Below are 15,313 nucleotides of genomic sequence, written 5' to 3'. Positions count from 1 at the left end.
TAGCGTGAGCATGGATATTAGCGATTTTTACCAGACATTTTTTGATGAAGCCGATGAACTGTTGGCCGATATGGAGCAACACCTGCTGGACCTGGTGCCTGAAGCACCGGATTCAGAACAGCTCAATGCCATTTTCCGTGCAGCCCATTCTATTAAAGGTGGTGCAGGGACCTTTGGATTTACCATTTTGCAGGAAACGACCCATTTAATGGAAAACCTGCTGGATGAAGCACGACGCGGTGAGATGCAGCTCAATACCGACATTATCAACCTGTTTTTGGAAACCAAAGATATTATGCAGGAACAGCTCGACGCCTATAAAAGTTCGGCAGAGCCTGATGCCGCCAGCTTTGAATACATCTGCAATGCACTGCGCCAGCTGGCGCTGGAAGCAAAAGGCGACGTGGTCGCTGCCGTACCGGCGGCGAAGCTGAGCGTTGTTGATGCCATTGCTGCACAGGACGCTGCGCCCGTTGCCGACCGCCCGGCGAAACTGCGCGTGGTGTTGTCCCGTCTTAAAGAGAGCGAAGTTAACCTTCTCGAAGAAGAGCTGGGCAACCTGGCGACATTGAGCAACGTGGTGAAAGGCAAAGACAGCCTTGCCGCGACGCTCGATGACGGTATCAGTCAGGACGATATCGTGGCGGTGCTGTGCTTTGTTATCGAAGCCGACCAAATTGCCTTTGAAACTGAAACCGCGGCAGCCGATGCACCAGTCGCGGTGGAAGAGGTCGCTGAAGCGGCTGCACCTGCCGTCGTACCGGCCACGCCTGCACTGAAGGCCGTGCCGAAAGATACGGCTGCACCTGCCCGCGGTGAAAAACCGGCCGCGCGCTCCAGCGAATCCACCAGCATCCGCGTGGCGGTTGAGAAGGTTGATCAGCTGATTAACCTGGTCGGTGAGCTGGTGATCACCCAGTCGATGCTGGCACAGCGTTCTAACGAACTCGACCCGGTAACCCACGGCGATCTCATCACCAGCATGGGTCAGTTACAACGTAACGCCCGCGATCTGCAGGAATCGGTGATGTCCATCCGTATGATGCCGATGGAATATGTTTTCAGCCGCTTCCCGCGCCTGGTGCGCGACCTGGCCAGCAAGCTCAATAAGCAGATCGAATTGACGCTGATGGGCAGCTCCACCGAGCTGGATAAGAGCCTGATTGAACGCATCATTGATCCGTTAACGCACCTGGTGCGTAACAGCCTCGACCACGGCATTGAGCTGCCGGAAAACCGCGTGGCGGCGGGGAAATCTCCTGTCGGAAACCTGATTCTTTCTGCGGAACATCAGGGCGGGAACATCTGCATCGAAGTGACCGATGACGGCGCGGGCCTGAACCGCGAGCGCATCCTGGCAAAAGCGATTTCGCAGGGCATGGCGGTTAACGAAAACATGACCGACGAAGAAGTGGGCATGCTGATCTTCGCGCCGGGCTTCTCAACCGCCGAGCAGGTGACCGACGTGTCCGGGCGTGGCGTGGGCATGGACGTGGTGAAACGTAACATCCAGGAGATGGGCGGCCACGTTGAGATCCAGTCTAAACAGGGTTCTGGTACCACCATTCGCATCCTGCTGCCGCTGACGCTGGCGATCCTCGACGGCATGTCAGTCAAAGTGGCTGACGAAGTCTTCATTTTGCCGCTGAACGCGGTGATGGAGTCCCTGCAGCCGCGCGAAGAAGATCTACATCCGCTGGCGGGCGGCGAGCGCGTGCTGGAAGTGCGCGGTGAGTATCTCCCGCTGGTTGAACTGTGGAAAGTGTTCGAAGTGGACGGCGCGAAAACTGAAGCCACGCAGGGCATCGTGGTGATCCTGCAAAGCGCGGGCCGCCGCTACGCGCTGCTGGTCGATCAGCTGATTGGTCAGCACCAGGTGGTGGTGAAGAACCTCGAAAGCAACTACCGCAAAGTGCCGGGGATTTCTGCTGCGACCATTCTGGGTGATGGCAGCGTGGCGCTGATCGTCGATGTGTCGGCGCTTCAGGGATTAAATCGTGAACAACGTGTGGCGTACACAGCCGCCTGATTAAGTAGAAGGTAAAAACATGACCGGTATGAGTAATGTAACGAAGCTGGCGGGCGAGCCATCAGGGCAGGAATTCCTGGTATTCACTTTGGGCGATGAGGAGTACGGCATCGATATCCTGAAAGTGCAGGAAATTCGTGGTTACGACCAGGTTACCCGCATCGCTAACACGCCTGCGTTTATCAAAGGCGTGACCAACCTGCGCGGCGTGATCGTGCCAATCGTCGATCTGCGCGTGAAGTTCAGCCAGGGCGACGTGGAGTATAACGACAACACCGTGGTGATCGTCCTCAACCTGGGACAGCGCGTGGTCGGGATCGTGGTCGATGGCGTATCTGACGTGCTCTCCCTGACCTCTGACCAAATTCGTCCGGCGCCGGAGTTTGCGGTTACGCTGTCGACCGAATACCTGACCGGCCTGGGCGCGCTCGGCGAGCGTATGCTGATTCTGGTGAACATTGAGAAGCTGCTGAACAGCGACGAGATGGCGCTGCTGGATATCGCCGCGAGTCACGTAGCGTAGGTAAATGCAAAACGGCAACCCAGGTTGCCGTTTTTTGTGTTTGCTCCCTCTCCCCGTGGGAGAGGGCTGGGGTGAGGGCATCAGGCCTCACCCTTTTTTACATCCTTACGCTTCCTGCTCCACCAGATCCGCTTCAGCTTCCCGCGCACCTTCATTCTGTGACAGCATCGCGGTCGCAATGCCATTCCCCAGCACGTTAATCGCCGAGCGGCCCATATCCAGGAAGTGGTCGATGCCCATCAGCAGCAAAATACCCGCCACCGGAATATTGAAGCTTGGGATCGTCGCTGCCAGCACCACCAGGGATGAACGCGGTACGCCCGCAATGCCTTTTGACGCCAGCATCAGGGTCAGCATCAGTACCGTCACTTCAGAGAAGCTCAGGTGAATGTTGTACGCCTGGGCGATGAACATCGAGGCGAAAGAGCAGTACACCATCGACCCCACCAGGTTGAAGGAGTAGCCAATCGGCAGCACGAAAGAGGCAATACTGCGCGAGCAGCCAAAACGCTCCAGCTGTTCCAGCGTTTTAGGGTAGGCGGCTTCAGAGCTGCTGGTGGTAAAGGCCACCAGAACCGGATCTTTCAGCATGCTGACCAGGCGAAACACCTCTTTTTTCAGCACCATGTAACCGACGGCCAGCAGCACCATGCAGGTCAGCAGGATCGCCACATAATAGCCGCCGATAAAGGAGGCGTAGTTCAGCAGAATGCCCAGGCCCTGCGTAGCGATGACGGAGGAGATCGCCGCGAAAATGGCCAGCGGCGCAACGTACATCACGTAACCCGTGACCTTCAGCATGATATGGGAAACCACATCCAGCGCGGCCACCAGCGGCGCGTTGAATTTCTGCCCCAGCGATGCACCAGCAATGCCGAAGAACATTGAGAACACCACAATCTGCAGGATCTCGTTGTTCGACATCGCCCCTGCGATACTGGTCGGAATGGTGTGCGACAGGAAGGCTTTCAGCGTCATGCCGCTGACGGCCAGGCCGGTATCCACCGCTTCTGTCGGAACCGTCAGGTTCAGACCGCTTCCCGGATGCTCCAGCGTGACGATAAACAGCCCCACCAGAATCGAGAGCACGGATGAGCTGATAAACCACACCATCGCTTTGCCGCCAACGCGGCCAATGGTGGAGGTTTCGCCCAGCTTCATAATGCCCACGGTCAGCGTACTAAAGACCAGCGGGGCAATGACCATTTTGATCAGGCGGAGGAAAATATCGGTCAGAAGGGTAATATTATCCGACCAGGCTTTGATGGCATCCGCAGATGCATATTCATGAATTGCTGCCCCTGAAAGAATACCCGCCAGCATGAATATCACGATGAAGAGTGTGAGTTTGTTTGCACTTGCCACGAAAAAAGACCCTCTATGCGCTTCAGATGTAGCCCGCGTCGATACATATAAATTTTTTATTACGAAGCGGGAAATTATTCGGCCCATAAATTGACGCAAAGTGTAGGGGGATACAACTCCTTTTTAAGTTTTATTAAATTTGTTGTGAATGCCCTGACGATATATTGTGATTAAGATCACACTTTAATGGATATATTCTCTCTTCAGAAAACAAAATCGCTGCCTGAATAAATTTAACTCTCTGTTATTTATAAAAATAACGAGTCAATAGGGCATATGCCTGATGTGGGAAGGGGCAGGTGGTCGAAGCGATATCCGTAAACTAAATTCTCATTAACCCCCCTCGGAGGAGCGTTAAGCGGGGCTAACATCTTGAACAGCAAAAATAAAATGTGGCAAGGGAACGGCGACGTCTTCTGGAGAGTGGTAAATGAAAAGAAAACGCCTTTTGATCTGCGCAGGCTCGTTACTGGCTGCGACAATGGCCCCTCAGGCTTTGGCCGTGACCAGCAGCGGCACCATCGGCGCGACGCTGACGCTGACAAACGGGTGTCTGATAAACGGATCGCCCGCGCAAAGTGGCATTAACTTCGGGACGCTCGATTTCGGGACCCATCCCGCCACGTTTTCTACCCTGACCACGCAGCTCTCCGGTGCCAGCGGCGGAAACACCTTCACCATTCAGTGCACGACCGCCAGCTATACGGTGGCGGTCGTCGGCAATACCAACTCTACGGCCCCCGGCACCGTTGTCGGTACGCCAGGAACCCCGGCGCGCTATCTGGTTAACACGTCCAATACGGCGCAGGGTGTGGCTTACAGCCTGTACAGCGACAGCGGATTTAACACCGTGATTGCCAATAACGCCGCGTTGCCGATCGCCTCTACGACCGGAGGGGTGGACAGTTACACCCTCTACGGGCGTATTACCGGCGGCGGCAACAGCGTGACGGTCGTACCGGGGACCTACACCGACACGATTAACGTCAGCGTCACCTATTAATTCAGCACCGCCATGAAGGCAACTTTGACACGTCTGCGCAAACGCGCAGAGGGATGCGTGCAGCCTTTTTTCACGCTGATCGTCGTATCGCTGATGATGCCCACGGCGGGTGCGGTGACGTCTCAGTCCTTTAAGGTCAGCGCGACGATTGTACCAGGATGCGCGGTGGCTACCGGTAGCGGCGGGCTTTTCGGCACGCTGGATTTTGGCAGTCATAACGGCGTCGAGAGCGCGCCGGTCAGCACCAGCTTTGTGCCAAACGGGGCGCTGTCCATCGCCTGTACGCCGGGTGTGGCGCTGAGCATGAGCATTAACGGCGGTCAAAATTATTCATCCGTTCGTCGGATGAAGCGATCCGGTGGAACAGAACTGGTGCCGTACCGGCTCTACAGCAGCAGCTCGCTGGCCGCCAACAGCGAAATCGGCGTCAACCAGGCGATACCGGTGACCTATTCCAACAGCAATAACATCGCGCTGCCGCTTTTCGGCGTGGCGCTACTGACCGGGTTTAGCCCGGCGGGAACCTATTCCGATCAGCTCACCGTGACCTTGTCATGGTAATAAAGGGAGAGTGTTGATGAAGCCATTTTTCAGACCCGTTTGTCTTGCGGGCGCGTTGGGCATGGCTGCGGCAACCGGGCAGGCACAGGCGGCGGCTACTATTCTGCTCTGGCCGATTGACCCGTGGCTTGCTGCCGACGCCAACGCCACGGAACTGTGGATCCAGAACCAGGGAAACAGCGCCACGACGATGCAGGTCCGCATCGTGCGCTGGAAGCAGGAGGACGGACACGAGCGTTATACCGCGCAGCAGGACGTGGTCGCCAGCCCGCCCATCGTCACGATCGGCACCGGCAGCAAGCAGCTTATTCGCCTGATTAAACAGGCTTCAGTGCCCGCAGGGGTCGAACAGGCCTATCGCATTATAGTGGATGAAATTCCCCAGCCTGACGCCAAAGCTGAACCCGCTATCGGCCTCAAGCTGCAGATGCGCTACTCCATTCCTCTGTTCGTGTATGGGCAGGGGATCCCGACCATAAAAGAGGGCGCGCATCACGCGCTGGCGGAGACCCAGAACCTGAGCTGGCGGGTGACGCAGGCGGGTGGACAGCCCGCGCTGGAGGTCCGAAACCGGGGTGATGTCCACGTCAGGTTGAGCCAGGTGGCGCTGGAGCAGGGGGGGCAGAAACGCACGGTAGCGGAGGGATTACTGGGCTACGTCCTTCCGGGCAGCACCCGCAGCTGGCCGATACCCGCTGGCGTTCGTCAGCCAGAGCGGATGAGCGCGCAGATTAATGCCAGGGACGCACAATGGCAGTCGACGCCCGTAAACTGAAGCCAGCGATGATGATACTGCTGTGCGTCAGTTCCGCGACCCTGGCCGAGCCCGGCGACGACAGTTTGCCGCCGCCTCCTCAGGCGCAGGCGATCAATGATGAGGCGGTCTTCCAGCTTGCTCTCGTGGTCAACCACTACGATACCGGCCTGGTGGTACCCGTGACGCAGCGTAAAGGCGCTTTCTTTATCTCCAGCGCTGACCTGCTGCGCGCGGGGCTGCCGCCTGCGCATGTTCCCACCGGAGAGGTGAATCTCTCCTCGCTTGATCGGGTTCGGGCGGAGTACGACAGCGCCGCGCAGCGCCTGCTGCTGACCGTTCCCCGCGACTGGGTGACGGCTCGCGTGACCCCTTTCAGCGCGCAAACGGCGCAGGCCAAACCGCACTTCGGGCGCGGGGCGCTGCTGAATTACGATCTTTACACCAACCACACGGAACATATCGGCGGTCAGGCGTCGCTCTGGCATGAGTTCCGCTACTTCAACGAGAACGGCTCCTTTTCCTCCACCGGCTACGCCCGAGAAAACTTCACCGGCAACGACGGCCAGCAGGAAGGGTATGTTCGCTATGACACGACCCTGCTGTTCACTAACGAAGATGACGCGATGAGCTGGAGCGTCGGGGATGTGATCAGCGATGCCCTGAGCTGGAGCTCCAGCGTGCGGATGGGGGGGATCAGCGTCGGGCGGGATTTCTCCCTGCGCCCCGATCTGGTGACGTGGCCGCTGCCCGAGTTCGCGGGGGAAGCCGCGGTACCCACCTCGGTCGATCTCTTTATCAACGGCTATCGCTCCGGTTCAACCCAGCTTCAGCCTGGCCCCTTCACCCTGACAAATCTGCCCTATATCAACGGTGCCGGGGATGCGGTACTGGTCACGACGGACACGCTGGGGCGACAGGTAAGCACCACGCTCCCGTTTTACGTCACCAGCGACTTGCTAAAACAAGGGCTGAGCGACGGCGCCGTCACCCTGGGCAGCCTGCGGCGTAATTACGGTATCAAGAATTTTGACTACGGTTCAGCGGCAGGCAGCGGCTCGTATCGCTACGGGATGACGGACTGGCTGACGCTGGAGGGGCACGCGGAAGGGGCGCAGGAGCTGGCGCTGGGCGGGGCGGGAACGGTGGTAAAACTCGGCCAGTTTGGCGTGGTGAATACCTCTTACTCGCAAAGCCGCATGCGCGGTGACGAGGGTGGGCAAATCAACTGGGGCTACCAGTACAGCACCAGCGAGTTTAGCGCCGCCACCCAGCACACGCGTCGCGACCGCGGCTTTGGCAATCTCGCCCTCTACGACCAGCCGACCATCTACGACGAAAACGATAAACCCATCGCCAGCTTCAGCCGCAATACGGACCAGTACTCTCTGACCTTCAATCTGGGACAGTACGGCAACATCGGCGCGGCCTGGATCGGCGTGGAAAGTTTTGACGGTCAAAAAACCGAGCTGCTGAACCTCTCCTGGAGCCGCAACCTGTGGGGGGCGAGCAGTATTTACCTCGCTGGCAGCCGGGATCAACAGCGCGGAGACTGGACCGTCGCGTTGTCGCTACAGGTGCCGCTCGGTGAGCGCGACAGCGCTGCCGTCACCCTCGAAAATACCCCGGACGCAGGCAGTACCCAGCGCATTAACTACAACCACGCCATGCCTTCTGACGGCGGGTTCAGCTGGAACATGGCGTGGGCCAACCAGTCAAGATCCAGCGATTATCAACAGGGGACGCTGGGCTGGCGCAATAACAACATAGAGCTGCAGGGCGGCGGCTATGGCGAAAGGGACACCATGACCTGGTGGGGCGAGGCGATGGGATCCGTTGTGCTGATGGACGGCGAGCTGTTTGCGGCGAATAAGATCAACGATGCGTTTGTGGTCATCAGTACCGACGGCCACCCTGATGTGCCCGTTAGCTATGAGAACCAGCCCGTCGGTAAAACCAATAACAACGGCTACCTGCTGGTCAGCGGGGTGTCGGCGTATTACCCGGCAAGCTACCGGATTGATACCCTGAATCTGCCCGCGGATACCCGCCTGAAAGAGACCGAACGGCGGATCGCCATTCGCCGTCACAGCGGCTATCTGGTGGATTTCCCAATGGAGCAGGAGCGGGTGGCCAGCGTTATTCTGCATGATGCGCACGGGCAGGCGCTGCCGGTGGGAAGCCAGGTCCGACGCGCCTCGCGCAGCAATGCGGTGGTGGGATATGACGGTATCGCCTGGTTGGAAAATCTCAGCGATGTGAACCCGCTTGAGGTGATAGCACCTGACGGAAAGCGCTGTAAAGCCACGCTGACCGTGGGGGCCAATCCGGAGCACAAGCTGCAAACCTACGGTCCGCTGGTGTGCCGGGAGGGGCCATGACGCGCCTGCTGCTGTTGATATTGCTGCTGTTCTCCGGCGGCGGCTGGGCGGCGTGTACCGTCAGTACGGTTAATGCGTCGTTTGGCAGCGTCACCTCGTTCGCGCTCAGCGGAACCGGAGAGGTGGAAACCACCGGCACGCTGGTGGTGGCGTGTGACGCCGTGCTCAATGTACTGACCAACGACTCGGTGACCCTGAACTACACCTCGGCATCGGTTTCGGGCAACAGCCGCGCCACCATGAAGCGCACGGATAATGCGGCCATCGCGGATGTGATCCCTACCCGGCTGTGCGGATTATCCGGGTGCGCGAGCAGCAGCGAGGTGCAGATAAGTAATTCGTATACCTGGAGCGGGAACACACTGCTGGGGCTGCTCGGGTCAAAACGGTACAACATACCACTCTATTTTCGCACCGTCCCCGGACAAAACGTGACTGCCGGGCCTTACCAGGTGCTGCTGACCTTCAGCATCAGCTACAACGTCTGCGCCGTCGGTCTTGGAAGCTTGTGTACATCTCCCCAGTCGGGTACCGCAACGACCAGTATTCTGCTTAACATGACCGTCACCAACGACTGCAGCGCCATGACCACGCCGGACGTGAACTTCAACAGCGCGCCGCTGGTACAAAGTTTCCCTGCCGTCTCGCAGGCCATTGCCGTCACCTGTACCAAAGGCAGCACCTACACCATCGGCATTAATAATGGTGCCAACGCCCTCAATAACGTCCGCCGGATGGTCAGCGGCAGTAACACCCTGAGTTATGACATTTATAAAGAAGCCAGCGGCAACCGCTGGGGCGGCAGCGGCAGCGAGCGCTGGAGCAGCGCGACGTCGTCGCAGGTCAGTACCGACGGTTTACTGCGCACCTATAACTACACCGCAAAAGTCCTCACCAGCCAGGCCACGCCGCCCGCCGGAGCCTACACCGACACGCTGATTGTCGACGTGGCGTTTTAACCCCGCGCTTTTCCCTTTCGCAAATGTAAAGTTCCTGTGGCCTGTGCCGATAACACCGTTAATAAATCTATGAGAAGGTGTTGTATGTTGAACCGTATCCGCGTTGTCACAATGCTCATGATGGTGCTGGTCATTTTCGCACTTCTTCAGCTTATTTCCGGTAGCCTCTTTTTCTCGTCGCTAAAACAAAATCAGGACAGCTTCGTGGCCTCGAACGATCTGCGGCTGCAGCAGAGTGAACTGACCACGACGTGGGATCTGATGCTGCAAACGCGTATCAACCTGAGCCGCTCGTCCGCGCGCATGATGATGGATCCGAACAATCAGCAGAGCAGCGCGAAAACGGACCTGTTGAAAAACGCGCGTGCGACGCTTGCCGACGCGGCAAAACATTACGACGCCTTCAAAAAGATTGCCCCACAGCCTGCGATGGAGCAGGCGAGCGCCAATATTGATGAGAAATACAACGCCTACTTTGCCGGGCTGACGGAGCTGATCCAGTTCCTGGAGAGCGGCAACATGGATGCCTATTTCGCTCAGCCGACGCAGGGGATGCAAAACGCACTCGGCGCGGCGCTGGGTGACTATGCCAAAGCCAGCAGCGACTTGTACCACTCCGCATTTACGGAAAGCCAGAACGACTACCGTTTCGCCAAATGGCAGATGGCCGTGCTGGCGCTGGCGCTGGTTATCGTGCTGATGGCCGTCTGGTACGGCATTCGTCACATCCTTCTCAACCCACTGGGCCGCGTGATTGCGCATATCCGCGACATCGCCTCAGGCGATCTGACCAAAACGCTGACCGTGTCGGGGCGCAACGAGATCACCGAACTGGCAAACAGCGTTGATCACATGCAGCGCTCGCTGGTGGAGACCGTCAGCAACGTGCGTAACGGGTCCGAGGCTATCTATACCGGCACCAGCGAAATTGCCATGGGGAATAACGACCTCTCTTCCCGTACCGAGCAGCAGGCGTCTGCCCTCGAAGAGACGGCTGCCAGCATGGAAGAACTGACCGCCACCGTGAAGCAGAACGCCGATAACGCCCGTCAGGCGTCTCAGCTGGCAGAAAGCGCCTCTGAGACGGCGCAGCGCGGCGGTCGCGTGGTGGATGGCGTGGTGAAAACCATGCACGAAATCGCCGACAGCTCGAAGAAAATCGCCGACATCATCAGCGTCATCGATGGCATTGCCTTCCAGACCAACATTCTGGCGCTGAACGCCGCCGTAGAAGCGGCCCGTGCGGGCGAACAGGGACGCGGGTTTGCCGTGGTGGCCGGTGAAGTGCGCAACCTGGCCAGCCGCAGCGCCAATGCGGCAAAAGAGATCAAAGCCCTGATTGAAGATTCCGTCTCCCGCGTGGATACCGGCTCCGTGCTGGTGGAAAGCGCCGGGGAGACCATGAATGACATCGTGAATGCCGTTACCCGCGTAACGGACATCATGGGTGAAATCGCCTCTGCGTCTGATGAGCAGAGTCGTGGTATCGACCAGGTCGCCCTGGCGGTATCGGAAATGGATCGCGTGACACAGCAAAACGCCGCGCTGGTGCAGGAGTCCGCTGCGGCGGCTGCCGCGCTGGAAGACCAGGCGAGCCGTCTGAAGATGGCCGTCTCGGCGTTTCGTCTCGCTTCACTCGCTGGAAACACGGTCACCCCGCAGGCGACGTATCGCGCGCCTGCCGCTGAATCGGCTGCAAACCGTACGCGCACCGCGACGACCGGACAAGATGAAAACTGGGAAACATTTTGACTGACAATTAAACCGCGGCTGCTTGCCGCTTGATGGGAGCGTGGATGTTAAATCGTATTCGTATCTCGACCACACTGTTTTTGATTCTGATCCTTTGCGGTGTGTTGCAGGTTGGCAGTAACGGGTTGTCTTTTTGGGCGTTTCGCGATGGTTATCAGAATTTGCAGGAAGTCGAGACGAGTAATCAGCAGCGCTCCGCGCTGGCACAAACCCGTGCCGTGCTGTTGCAGGCAAGCACTGCGCTGAACAAGGCGGGAACTTTGACCGCGCTGAGCTATCCGCCGGATGACATCAAGGCGCTGATGGCGACCGCGCGCGACAGCCTGAAGCAGGCCGACGCGCAGTTTAAAGCCTTTACGGCGCAGGCCGCCGACAGCGAGAAAGAGAAAGCGCTGAAAGCAGCCATGAAAAAGAATTTTGAACAGTGGTACAGCGATCTGGACCACCAGGCGACCTGGCTTGAGAACAACCAGCTTTCGGATTTCATGACCGCGCCGGTGCAGGCCTCTCAGGCGGCGTTTGACGGCAGCTTTAACGCGTGGCAGCAGGATATCAACCAGTCTGTTCAGCGTGCCGGTGAAGCGAGCCGTACCAGCTACCACATGTCGGGCGTGATCTTCGTCGTTGTCGTGATTCTGGCGGGGCTGCTGACCGGCGGCGCGCTGTTGTGGGCTCGCAGGATGATCGTGCAGCCGCTGGCGATTATCAGCAGCCACTTCGACAGCATTGCCAAAGGCAACCTTGCGCGTCCGGTGGCGGTATACGGGAAGAACGAAATTTCGGCCATCTTTGCCAGCCTGAAGGCGATGCAGGGATCGCTGCGGGAAACGGTGAGCGACGTGCGGCAGGGCAGCTATGCCATGCACACGGGGATCTCAGAGATTGCAGCAGGCAATAACGATCTCTCATCTCGCACCGAGCAGCAGGCGGCCTCGCTGGCGCAGACGGCGGCCAGCATGGAGCAGCTGACCGCGACGGTAAGCCAGAACGCCGACAACGCGCGTCAGGCATCGGATCTGTCAAAACAGGCGGCGATGACGGCGAAGCGAGGGGGCGACCAGGCCTCACACGTGGCCAGCACCATGCAGGATATCGCCGCCAGTTCGCAAAAAATTGGCGACATCATCAGCGTGATTGACGGTATCGCGTTCCAGACCAACATTTTGGCGCTCAACGCCGCCGTTGAAGCGGCGCGTGCGGGCGAGCAGGGGCGTGGGTTTGCGGTCGTTGCGGGTGAAGTGCGCAACCTGGCGAGCCGCAGTGCCAACGCGGCGAAAGAGATTAAAGGGCTGATTGAAGAGTCGGTCTCCCGTGTTCAGCAGGGATCTGCCCTGGTCGATACGGCGGCGAAAACCATGACCGAGATTGTCACTTCCGTCACCCGGGTTAACGACATCATGGGTGAAATCGCCTCGGCGTCGGATGAACAGCGCCGCGGGATCGAACAGGTGGCCCAGGCCGTCAGCCAGATGGATCAGGTCACGCAGCAGAACGCGTCGCTGGTGGAAGAGGCGGCAGCCGCGACCGACCAGCTGGCAAACCAGGCCGACCATCTCACCGGGCTGGTCGCGGTGTTTAATGTCAAAGAGCACGTTGAAGCAGTAACAGAAGTCGGGCGGTCACAGGCCGTGCCAGTTGTATCCTGAATGTGATTAAGAAGGCGCTATGACATCACCCACGCCCTCAGGGCAAACGTCATTATTGTTACAGATGACACAGCGCCTCGCGCTGTCCGACGCGCATTTTCGTCGGATATGTCAGTTAATCTACCAGCGTGCGGGGATCGTGCTTGCGGATCATAAGCGAGACATGGTCTACAACCGGCTGGTGCGGCGCTTGCGCACGCTTGGGCTGGATGATTTTGGTCGCTATTTGAGCATGCTTGAAGCGAACCAGAACAGCGCCGAATGGCAGGCTTTTATTAACTCGTTGACCACCAACCTGACGGCGTTTTTCCGCGAGGCGCACCACTTCCCGGTGCTGGCAGACCACGCGCGCCGTCGCAGCGGCGAGTATCGCGTCTGGAGTGCGGCCGCCTCGACGGGGGAAGAGCCGTACTCGCTGGCGATCACCCTTGCAGACACCCTGGGTATGGCGCCCGGACGTTGGAAAGTCTACGCCAGCGATATCGACACCGAGGTGCTGGAGAAGGCGCGTAACGGCGTTTATCGTCAGGACGAGCTGAAAACGCTGTCGCCTCAGCAGCTGCAGCGTTACTTCATGCGCGGCACGGGCCCGCATGAAGGCCTGGTACGCGTACGCCAGGAGCTGGCGAACTGCGTCGAATTCGCGCCCGTTAACCTGCTGGATAAGCAGTACAACGTGCCGGGGCCGTTCGACGCCATTTTTTGCCGTAACGTCATGATCTATTTTGATAAAACGACGCAGCAGGACATTTTGCGTCGGTTTGTTCCGTTGCTCAAGCCTGACGGTTTACTGTTTGCCGGGCACTCGGAAAACTTCAGCAACCTCGCGCGTGAGTTTAGCCTGCGTGGGCAAACGGTCTATGCGCTGAGTAAGGAAAAAGCATGAGTAAAATCAGGGTATTGTCTGTCGATGATTCAGCGCTGATGCGCCAGATCATGACTGAAATCATCAATAGCCACAGCGATATGGAGATGGTGGCGACCGCCCCCGATCCTCTGGTAGCGCGGGATTTAATTAAAAAATATAACCCCGACGTGCTAACGCTGGATGTCGAAATGCCGCGCATGGATGGCATCGATTTCCTTGAAAAATTAATGCGCCTGCGTCCGATGCCGGTGGTGATGGTCTCCTCCCTGACCGGGAAGGGCTCGGAAATCACCCTGCGCGCGCTCGAGCTGGGGGCGGTGGATTTTGTCACCAAGCCGCAGCTCGGGATCCGCGAAGGGATGCTGGCCTACAGCGAGATGATTGCCGAGAAGATCCGCACCGCGTCGCGGGCGAAGCTTGCCGCCCACACGCCGATGGCCGCGCCTGCGACCCTGAAGGCCGGCCCGTTACTCAGCTCGGAAAAACTGCTGGTGATTGGGGCGTCAACCGGAGGAACAGAGGCAATTCGTCATGTACTCCAGCCATTGCCGCTTTCAAGTCCGGGTATTCTCATTACGCAGCATATGCCGCCGGGATTCACCCGCTCGTTCGCTGAACGCCTGAACAAGCTGTGTCAGATCAGTGTGAAAGAGGCGGAAGACGGCGAGCGCGTGCTTCCGGGACACGCGTACATCGCCCCGGGCGATAAGCATATGGAGCTGTCGCGCAGCGGCGCGAACTATCAAATCAAAATTCATGACGGACCGCCGGTTAACCGGCACCGTCCGTCGGTGGATGTGCTGTTTCATTCGGTGGCGAAACATGCGGGGCGCAACGCCGTGGGGGTGATCCTGACGGGGATGGGCAACGACGGTGCCGCCGGAATGCTTGCGATGCACCAGGCTGGCGCCTGGACGATTGCGCAGAATGAAGCAAGTTGTGTGGTGTTCGGCATGCCGCGCGAGGCCATCAACATGGGTGGCGTGAGCGAAGTGGTCGATCTTAGCCAGGTAAGCCAGCAGATGCTGGCGAAAATCAGTGCCGGACAGGCAATACGTATTTAAAGAGGAGTGTAGTTTTATGGCGGACAAAGAGCTCAGATTTTTGGTTGTGGATGACTTTTCCACCATGCGTCGCATCGTGCGTAACCTGCTGAAAGAGCTGGGCTTCAACAACGTTGAAGAAGCAGAAGACGGCGTTGATGCGCTGAACAAACTGCAGGCGGGCGGCTTTGGTTTTGTGATTTCCGACTGGAACATGCCGAACATGGATGGTCTGGAACTGTTGAAAACCATTCGTGCGGATGCCGGTATGGCGTCACTGCCGGTGCTGATGGTGACCGCAGAAGCGAAAAAAGAGAACATCATTGCAGCAGCTCAGGCGGGCGCAAGCGGCTATGTGGTGAAGCCATTCACTGCGGCAACCCTGGAAGAGAAGCTCGGCAAGATCTTCGAGAAACTCGGCATGTGAGG

The 15,313-nt window shown here is 58.3% G+C and carries 13 protein-coding genes; 12 read left to right on the top strand and 1 reads right to left on the bottom strand.

Features of this window, described 5'->3' with window-relative positions; all coding sequences use genetic code 11:
- The first annotated feature begins 4 nt into the window (after positions 1 to 4).
- Both cheA and cheW read left to right on the top strand, forming a co-directional pair.
- Positions 5 to 2,029 carry a chemotaxis protein CheA gene (gene cheA, locus K5E19_RS06370; protein WP_221550427.1) on the top strand — a complete coding sequence of 675 codons (2,025 nt, stop codon included), beginning with the start codon at positions 5 to 7 and terminating at the stop codon, positions 2,027 to 2,029.
- Positions 2,030 to 2,048: 19 nt separating this feature from the next.
- Entirely contained in the window at positions 2,049 to 2,552 is a 504-nt protein-coding gene (cheW, locus tag K5E19_RS06365; RefSeq protein ID WP_010432502.1) for a chemotaxis protein CheW, read from the top strand.
- A 105-nt stretch (positions 2,553 to 2,657) separates the two neighbouring features.
- Here cheW and K5E19_RS06360 read toward each other — a convergent pair whose 3' ends face one another.
- Positions 2,658 to 3,917 carry a dicarboxylate/amino acid:cation symporter gene (locus tag K5E19_RS06360; protein WP_182400802.1) on the bottom strand — a complete coding sequence of 420 codons (1,260 nt, stop codon included), beginning with the start codon at positions 3,915 to 3,917 and terminating at the stop codon, positions 2,658 to 2,660.
- A gap of 430 nt (positions 3,918 to 4,347) precedes the next feature.
- Between K5E19_RS06360 and K5E19_RS06355 the strand changes: the two genes are divergently transcribed.
- From K5E19_RS06355 to cheY, 10 genes are all read left to right on the top strand, one after another.
- A complete protein-coding gene (locus K5E19_RS06355) occupies positions 4,348 to 4,920 on the top strand; it encodes a spore coat protein U domain-containing protein (protein WP_221550426.1) in 573 nt (190 codons plus the stop codon).
- 12 nt (positions 4,921 to 4,932) lie between these two features.
- A complete protein-coding gene (locus K5E19_RS06350; RefSeq protein WP_221550425.1) occupies positions 4,933 to 5,481 on the top strand; it encodes a spore coat U domain-containing protein in 549 nt (182 codons plus the stop codon).
- 16 nt (positions 5,482 to 5,497) lie between these two features.
- Complete coding sequence (locus K5E19_RS06345) at positions 5,498 to 6,256, top strand: molecular chaperone (RefSeq protein WP_221550424.1); 759 nt, start codon at positions 5,498 to 5,500, stop codon at positions 6,254 to 6,256.
- Positions 6,232 to 8,616, top strand: a complete 2,385-nt coding sequence (locus K5E19_RS06340; protein WP_221550423.1) for a fimbria/pilus outer membrane usher protein — start codon at positions 6,232 to 6,234, stop codon at positions 8,614 to 8,616. The genes K5E19_RS06345 and K5E19_RS06340 overlap by 25 nt, the downstream gene beginning before the upstream one ends.
- On the top strand, positions 8,613 to 9,575 hold the full coding sequence (locus tag K5E19_RS06335; RefSeq protein ID WP_221550422.1) for a spore coat U domain-containing protein: 963 nt from the start codon (positions 8,613 to 8,615) through the stop codon (positions 9,573 to 9,575). The genes K5E19_RS06340 and K5E19_RS06335 overlap by 4 nt, the downstream gene beginning before the upstream one ends.
- Before the next feature lie 84 nt (positions 9,576 to 9,659).
- Positions 9,660 to 11,327 (top strand): methyl-accepting chemotaxis protein II, encoded by a 1,668-nt coding sequence (tar, locus tag K5E19_RS06330; protein ID WP_221550421.1) that lies wholly within the window; start codon positions 9,660 to 9,662, stop codon positions 11,325 to 11,327.
- Positions 11,328 to 11,371: 44 nt separating this feature from the next.
- Positions 11,372 to 12,973, top strand: coding sequence for a methyl-accepting chemotaxis protein IV (gene tap / locus K5E19_RS06325; RefSeq protein WP_221550420.1), 1,602 nt, complete (start codon positions 11,372 to 11,374; stop codon positions 12,971 to 12,973).
- A gap of 19 nt (positions 12,974 to 12,992) precedes the next feature.
- Positions 12,993 to 13,859 carry a protein-glutamate O-methyltransferase CheR gene (gene cheR / locus K5E19_RS06320; RefSeq protein WP_089598181.1) on the top strand — a complete coding sequence of 289 codons (867 nt, stop codon included), beginning with the start codon at positions 12,993 to 12,995 and terminating at the stop codon, positions 13,857 to 13,859.
- Entirely contained in the window at positions 13,856 to 14,905 is a 1,050-nt protein-coding gene (locus K5E19_RS06315; RefSeq protein ID WP_048992250.1) for a chemotaxis response regulator protein-glutamate methylesterase, read from the top strand. Before cheR ends, K5E19_RS06315 begins: the two co-directional genes overlap by 4 nt.
- Positions 14,906 to 14,921: 16 nt before the next feature.
- Positions 14,922 to 15,311 (top strand): chemotaxis response regulator CheY, encoded by a 390-nt coding sequence (gene cheY, locus K5E19_RS06310; protein WP_010432528.1) that lies wholly within the window; start codon positions 14,922 to 14,924, stop codon positions 15,309 to 15,311.
- Positions 15,312 to 15,313: the final 2 nt, after the last annotated feature.

The organism is Enterobacter sp. RIT637 (genome assembly GCF_019718755.1).
In the GTDB taxonomy this organism is placed as follows: Bacteria; Pseudomonadota; Gammaproteobacteria; order Enterobacterales; family Enterobacteriaceae; genus Enterobacter.
The sequence above is the reverse complement of the archived record's forward strand: the minus strand, read 5'-3'. Positions and strand labels throughout refer to the sequence as shown.

Bases quoted from the DNA above. Each gene is read 5' to 3' on its own strand.
- cheW (WP_010432502.1), top strand. From the start codon at position 2,049: ATGACCGGTATGAGTAATGTAACGAAGCTGGCGGGCGAGCCATCAGGG.
- K5E19_RS06355 (WP_221550426.1), top strand. From the start codon at position 4,348: ATGAAAAGAAAACGCCTTTTGATCTGCGCAGGCTCGTTACTGGCTGCG.
- K5E19_RS06350 (WP_221550425.1), top strand. From the start codon at position 4,933: ATGAAGGCAACTTTGACACGTCTGCGCAAACGCGCAGAGGGATGCGTG.
- K5E19_RS06345 (WP_221550424.1), top strand. From the start codon at position 5,498: ATGAAGCCATTTTTCAGACCCGTTTGTCTTGCGGGCGCGTTGGGCATG.
- K5E19_RS06340 (WP_221550423.1), top strand. From the start codon at position 6,232: ATGGCAGTCGACGCCCGTAAACTGAAGCCAGCGATGATGATACTGCTG.
- K5E19_RS06335 (WP_221550422.1), top strand. From the start codon at position 8,613: ATGACGCGCCTGCTGCTGTTGATATTGCTGCTGTTCTCCGGCGGCGGC.
- tar (WP_221550421.1), top strand. From the start codon at position 9,660: ATGTTGAACCGTATCCGCGTTGTCACAATGCTCATGATGGTGCTGGTC.
- tap (WP_221550420.1), top strand. From the start codon at position 11,372: ATGTTAAATCGTATTCGTATCTCGACCACACTGTTTTTGATTCTGATC.
- cheR (WP_089598181.1), top strand. From the start codon at position 12,993: ATGACATCACCCACGCCCTCAGGGCAAACGTCATTATTGTTACAGATG.
- K5E19_RS06315 (WP_048992250.1), top strand. From the start codon at position 13,856: ATGAGTAAAATCAGGGTATTGTCTGTCGATGATTCAGCGCTGATGCGC.
- cheY (WP_010432528.1), top strand. From the start codon at position 14,922: ATGGCGGACAAAGAGCTCAGATTTTTGGTTGTGGATGACTTTTCCACC.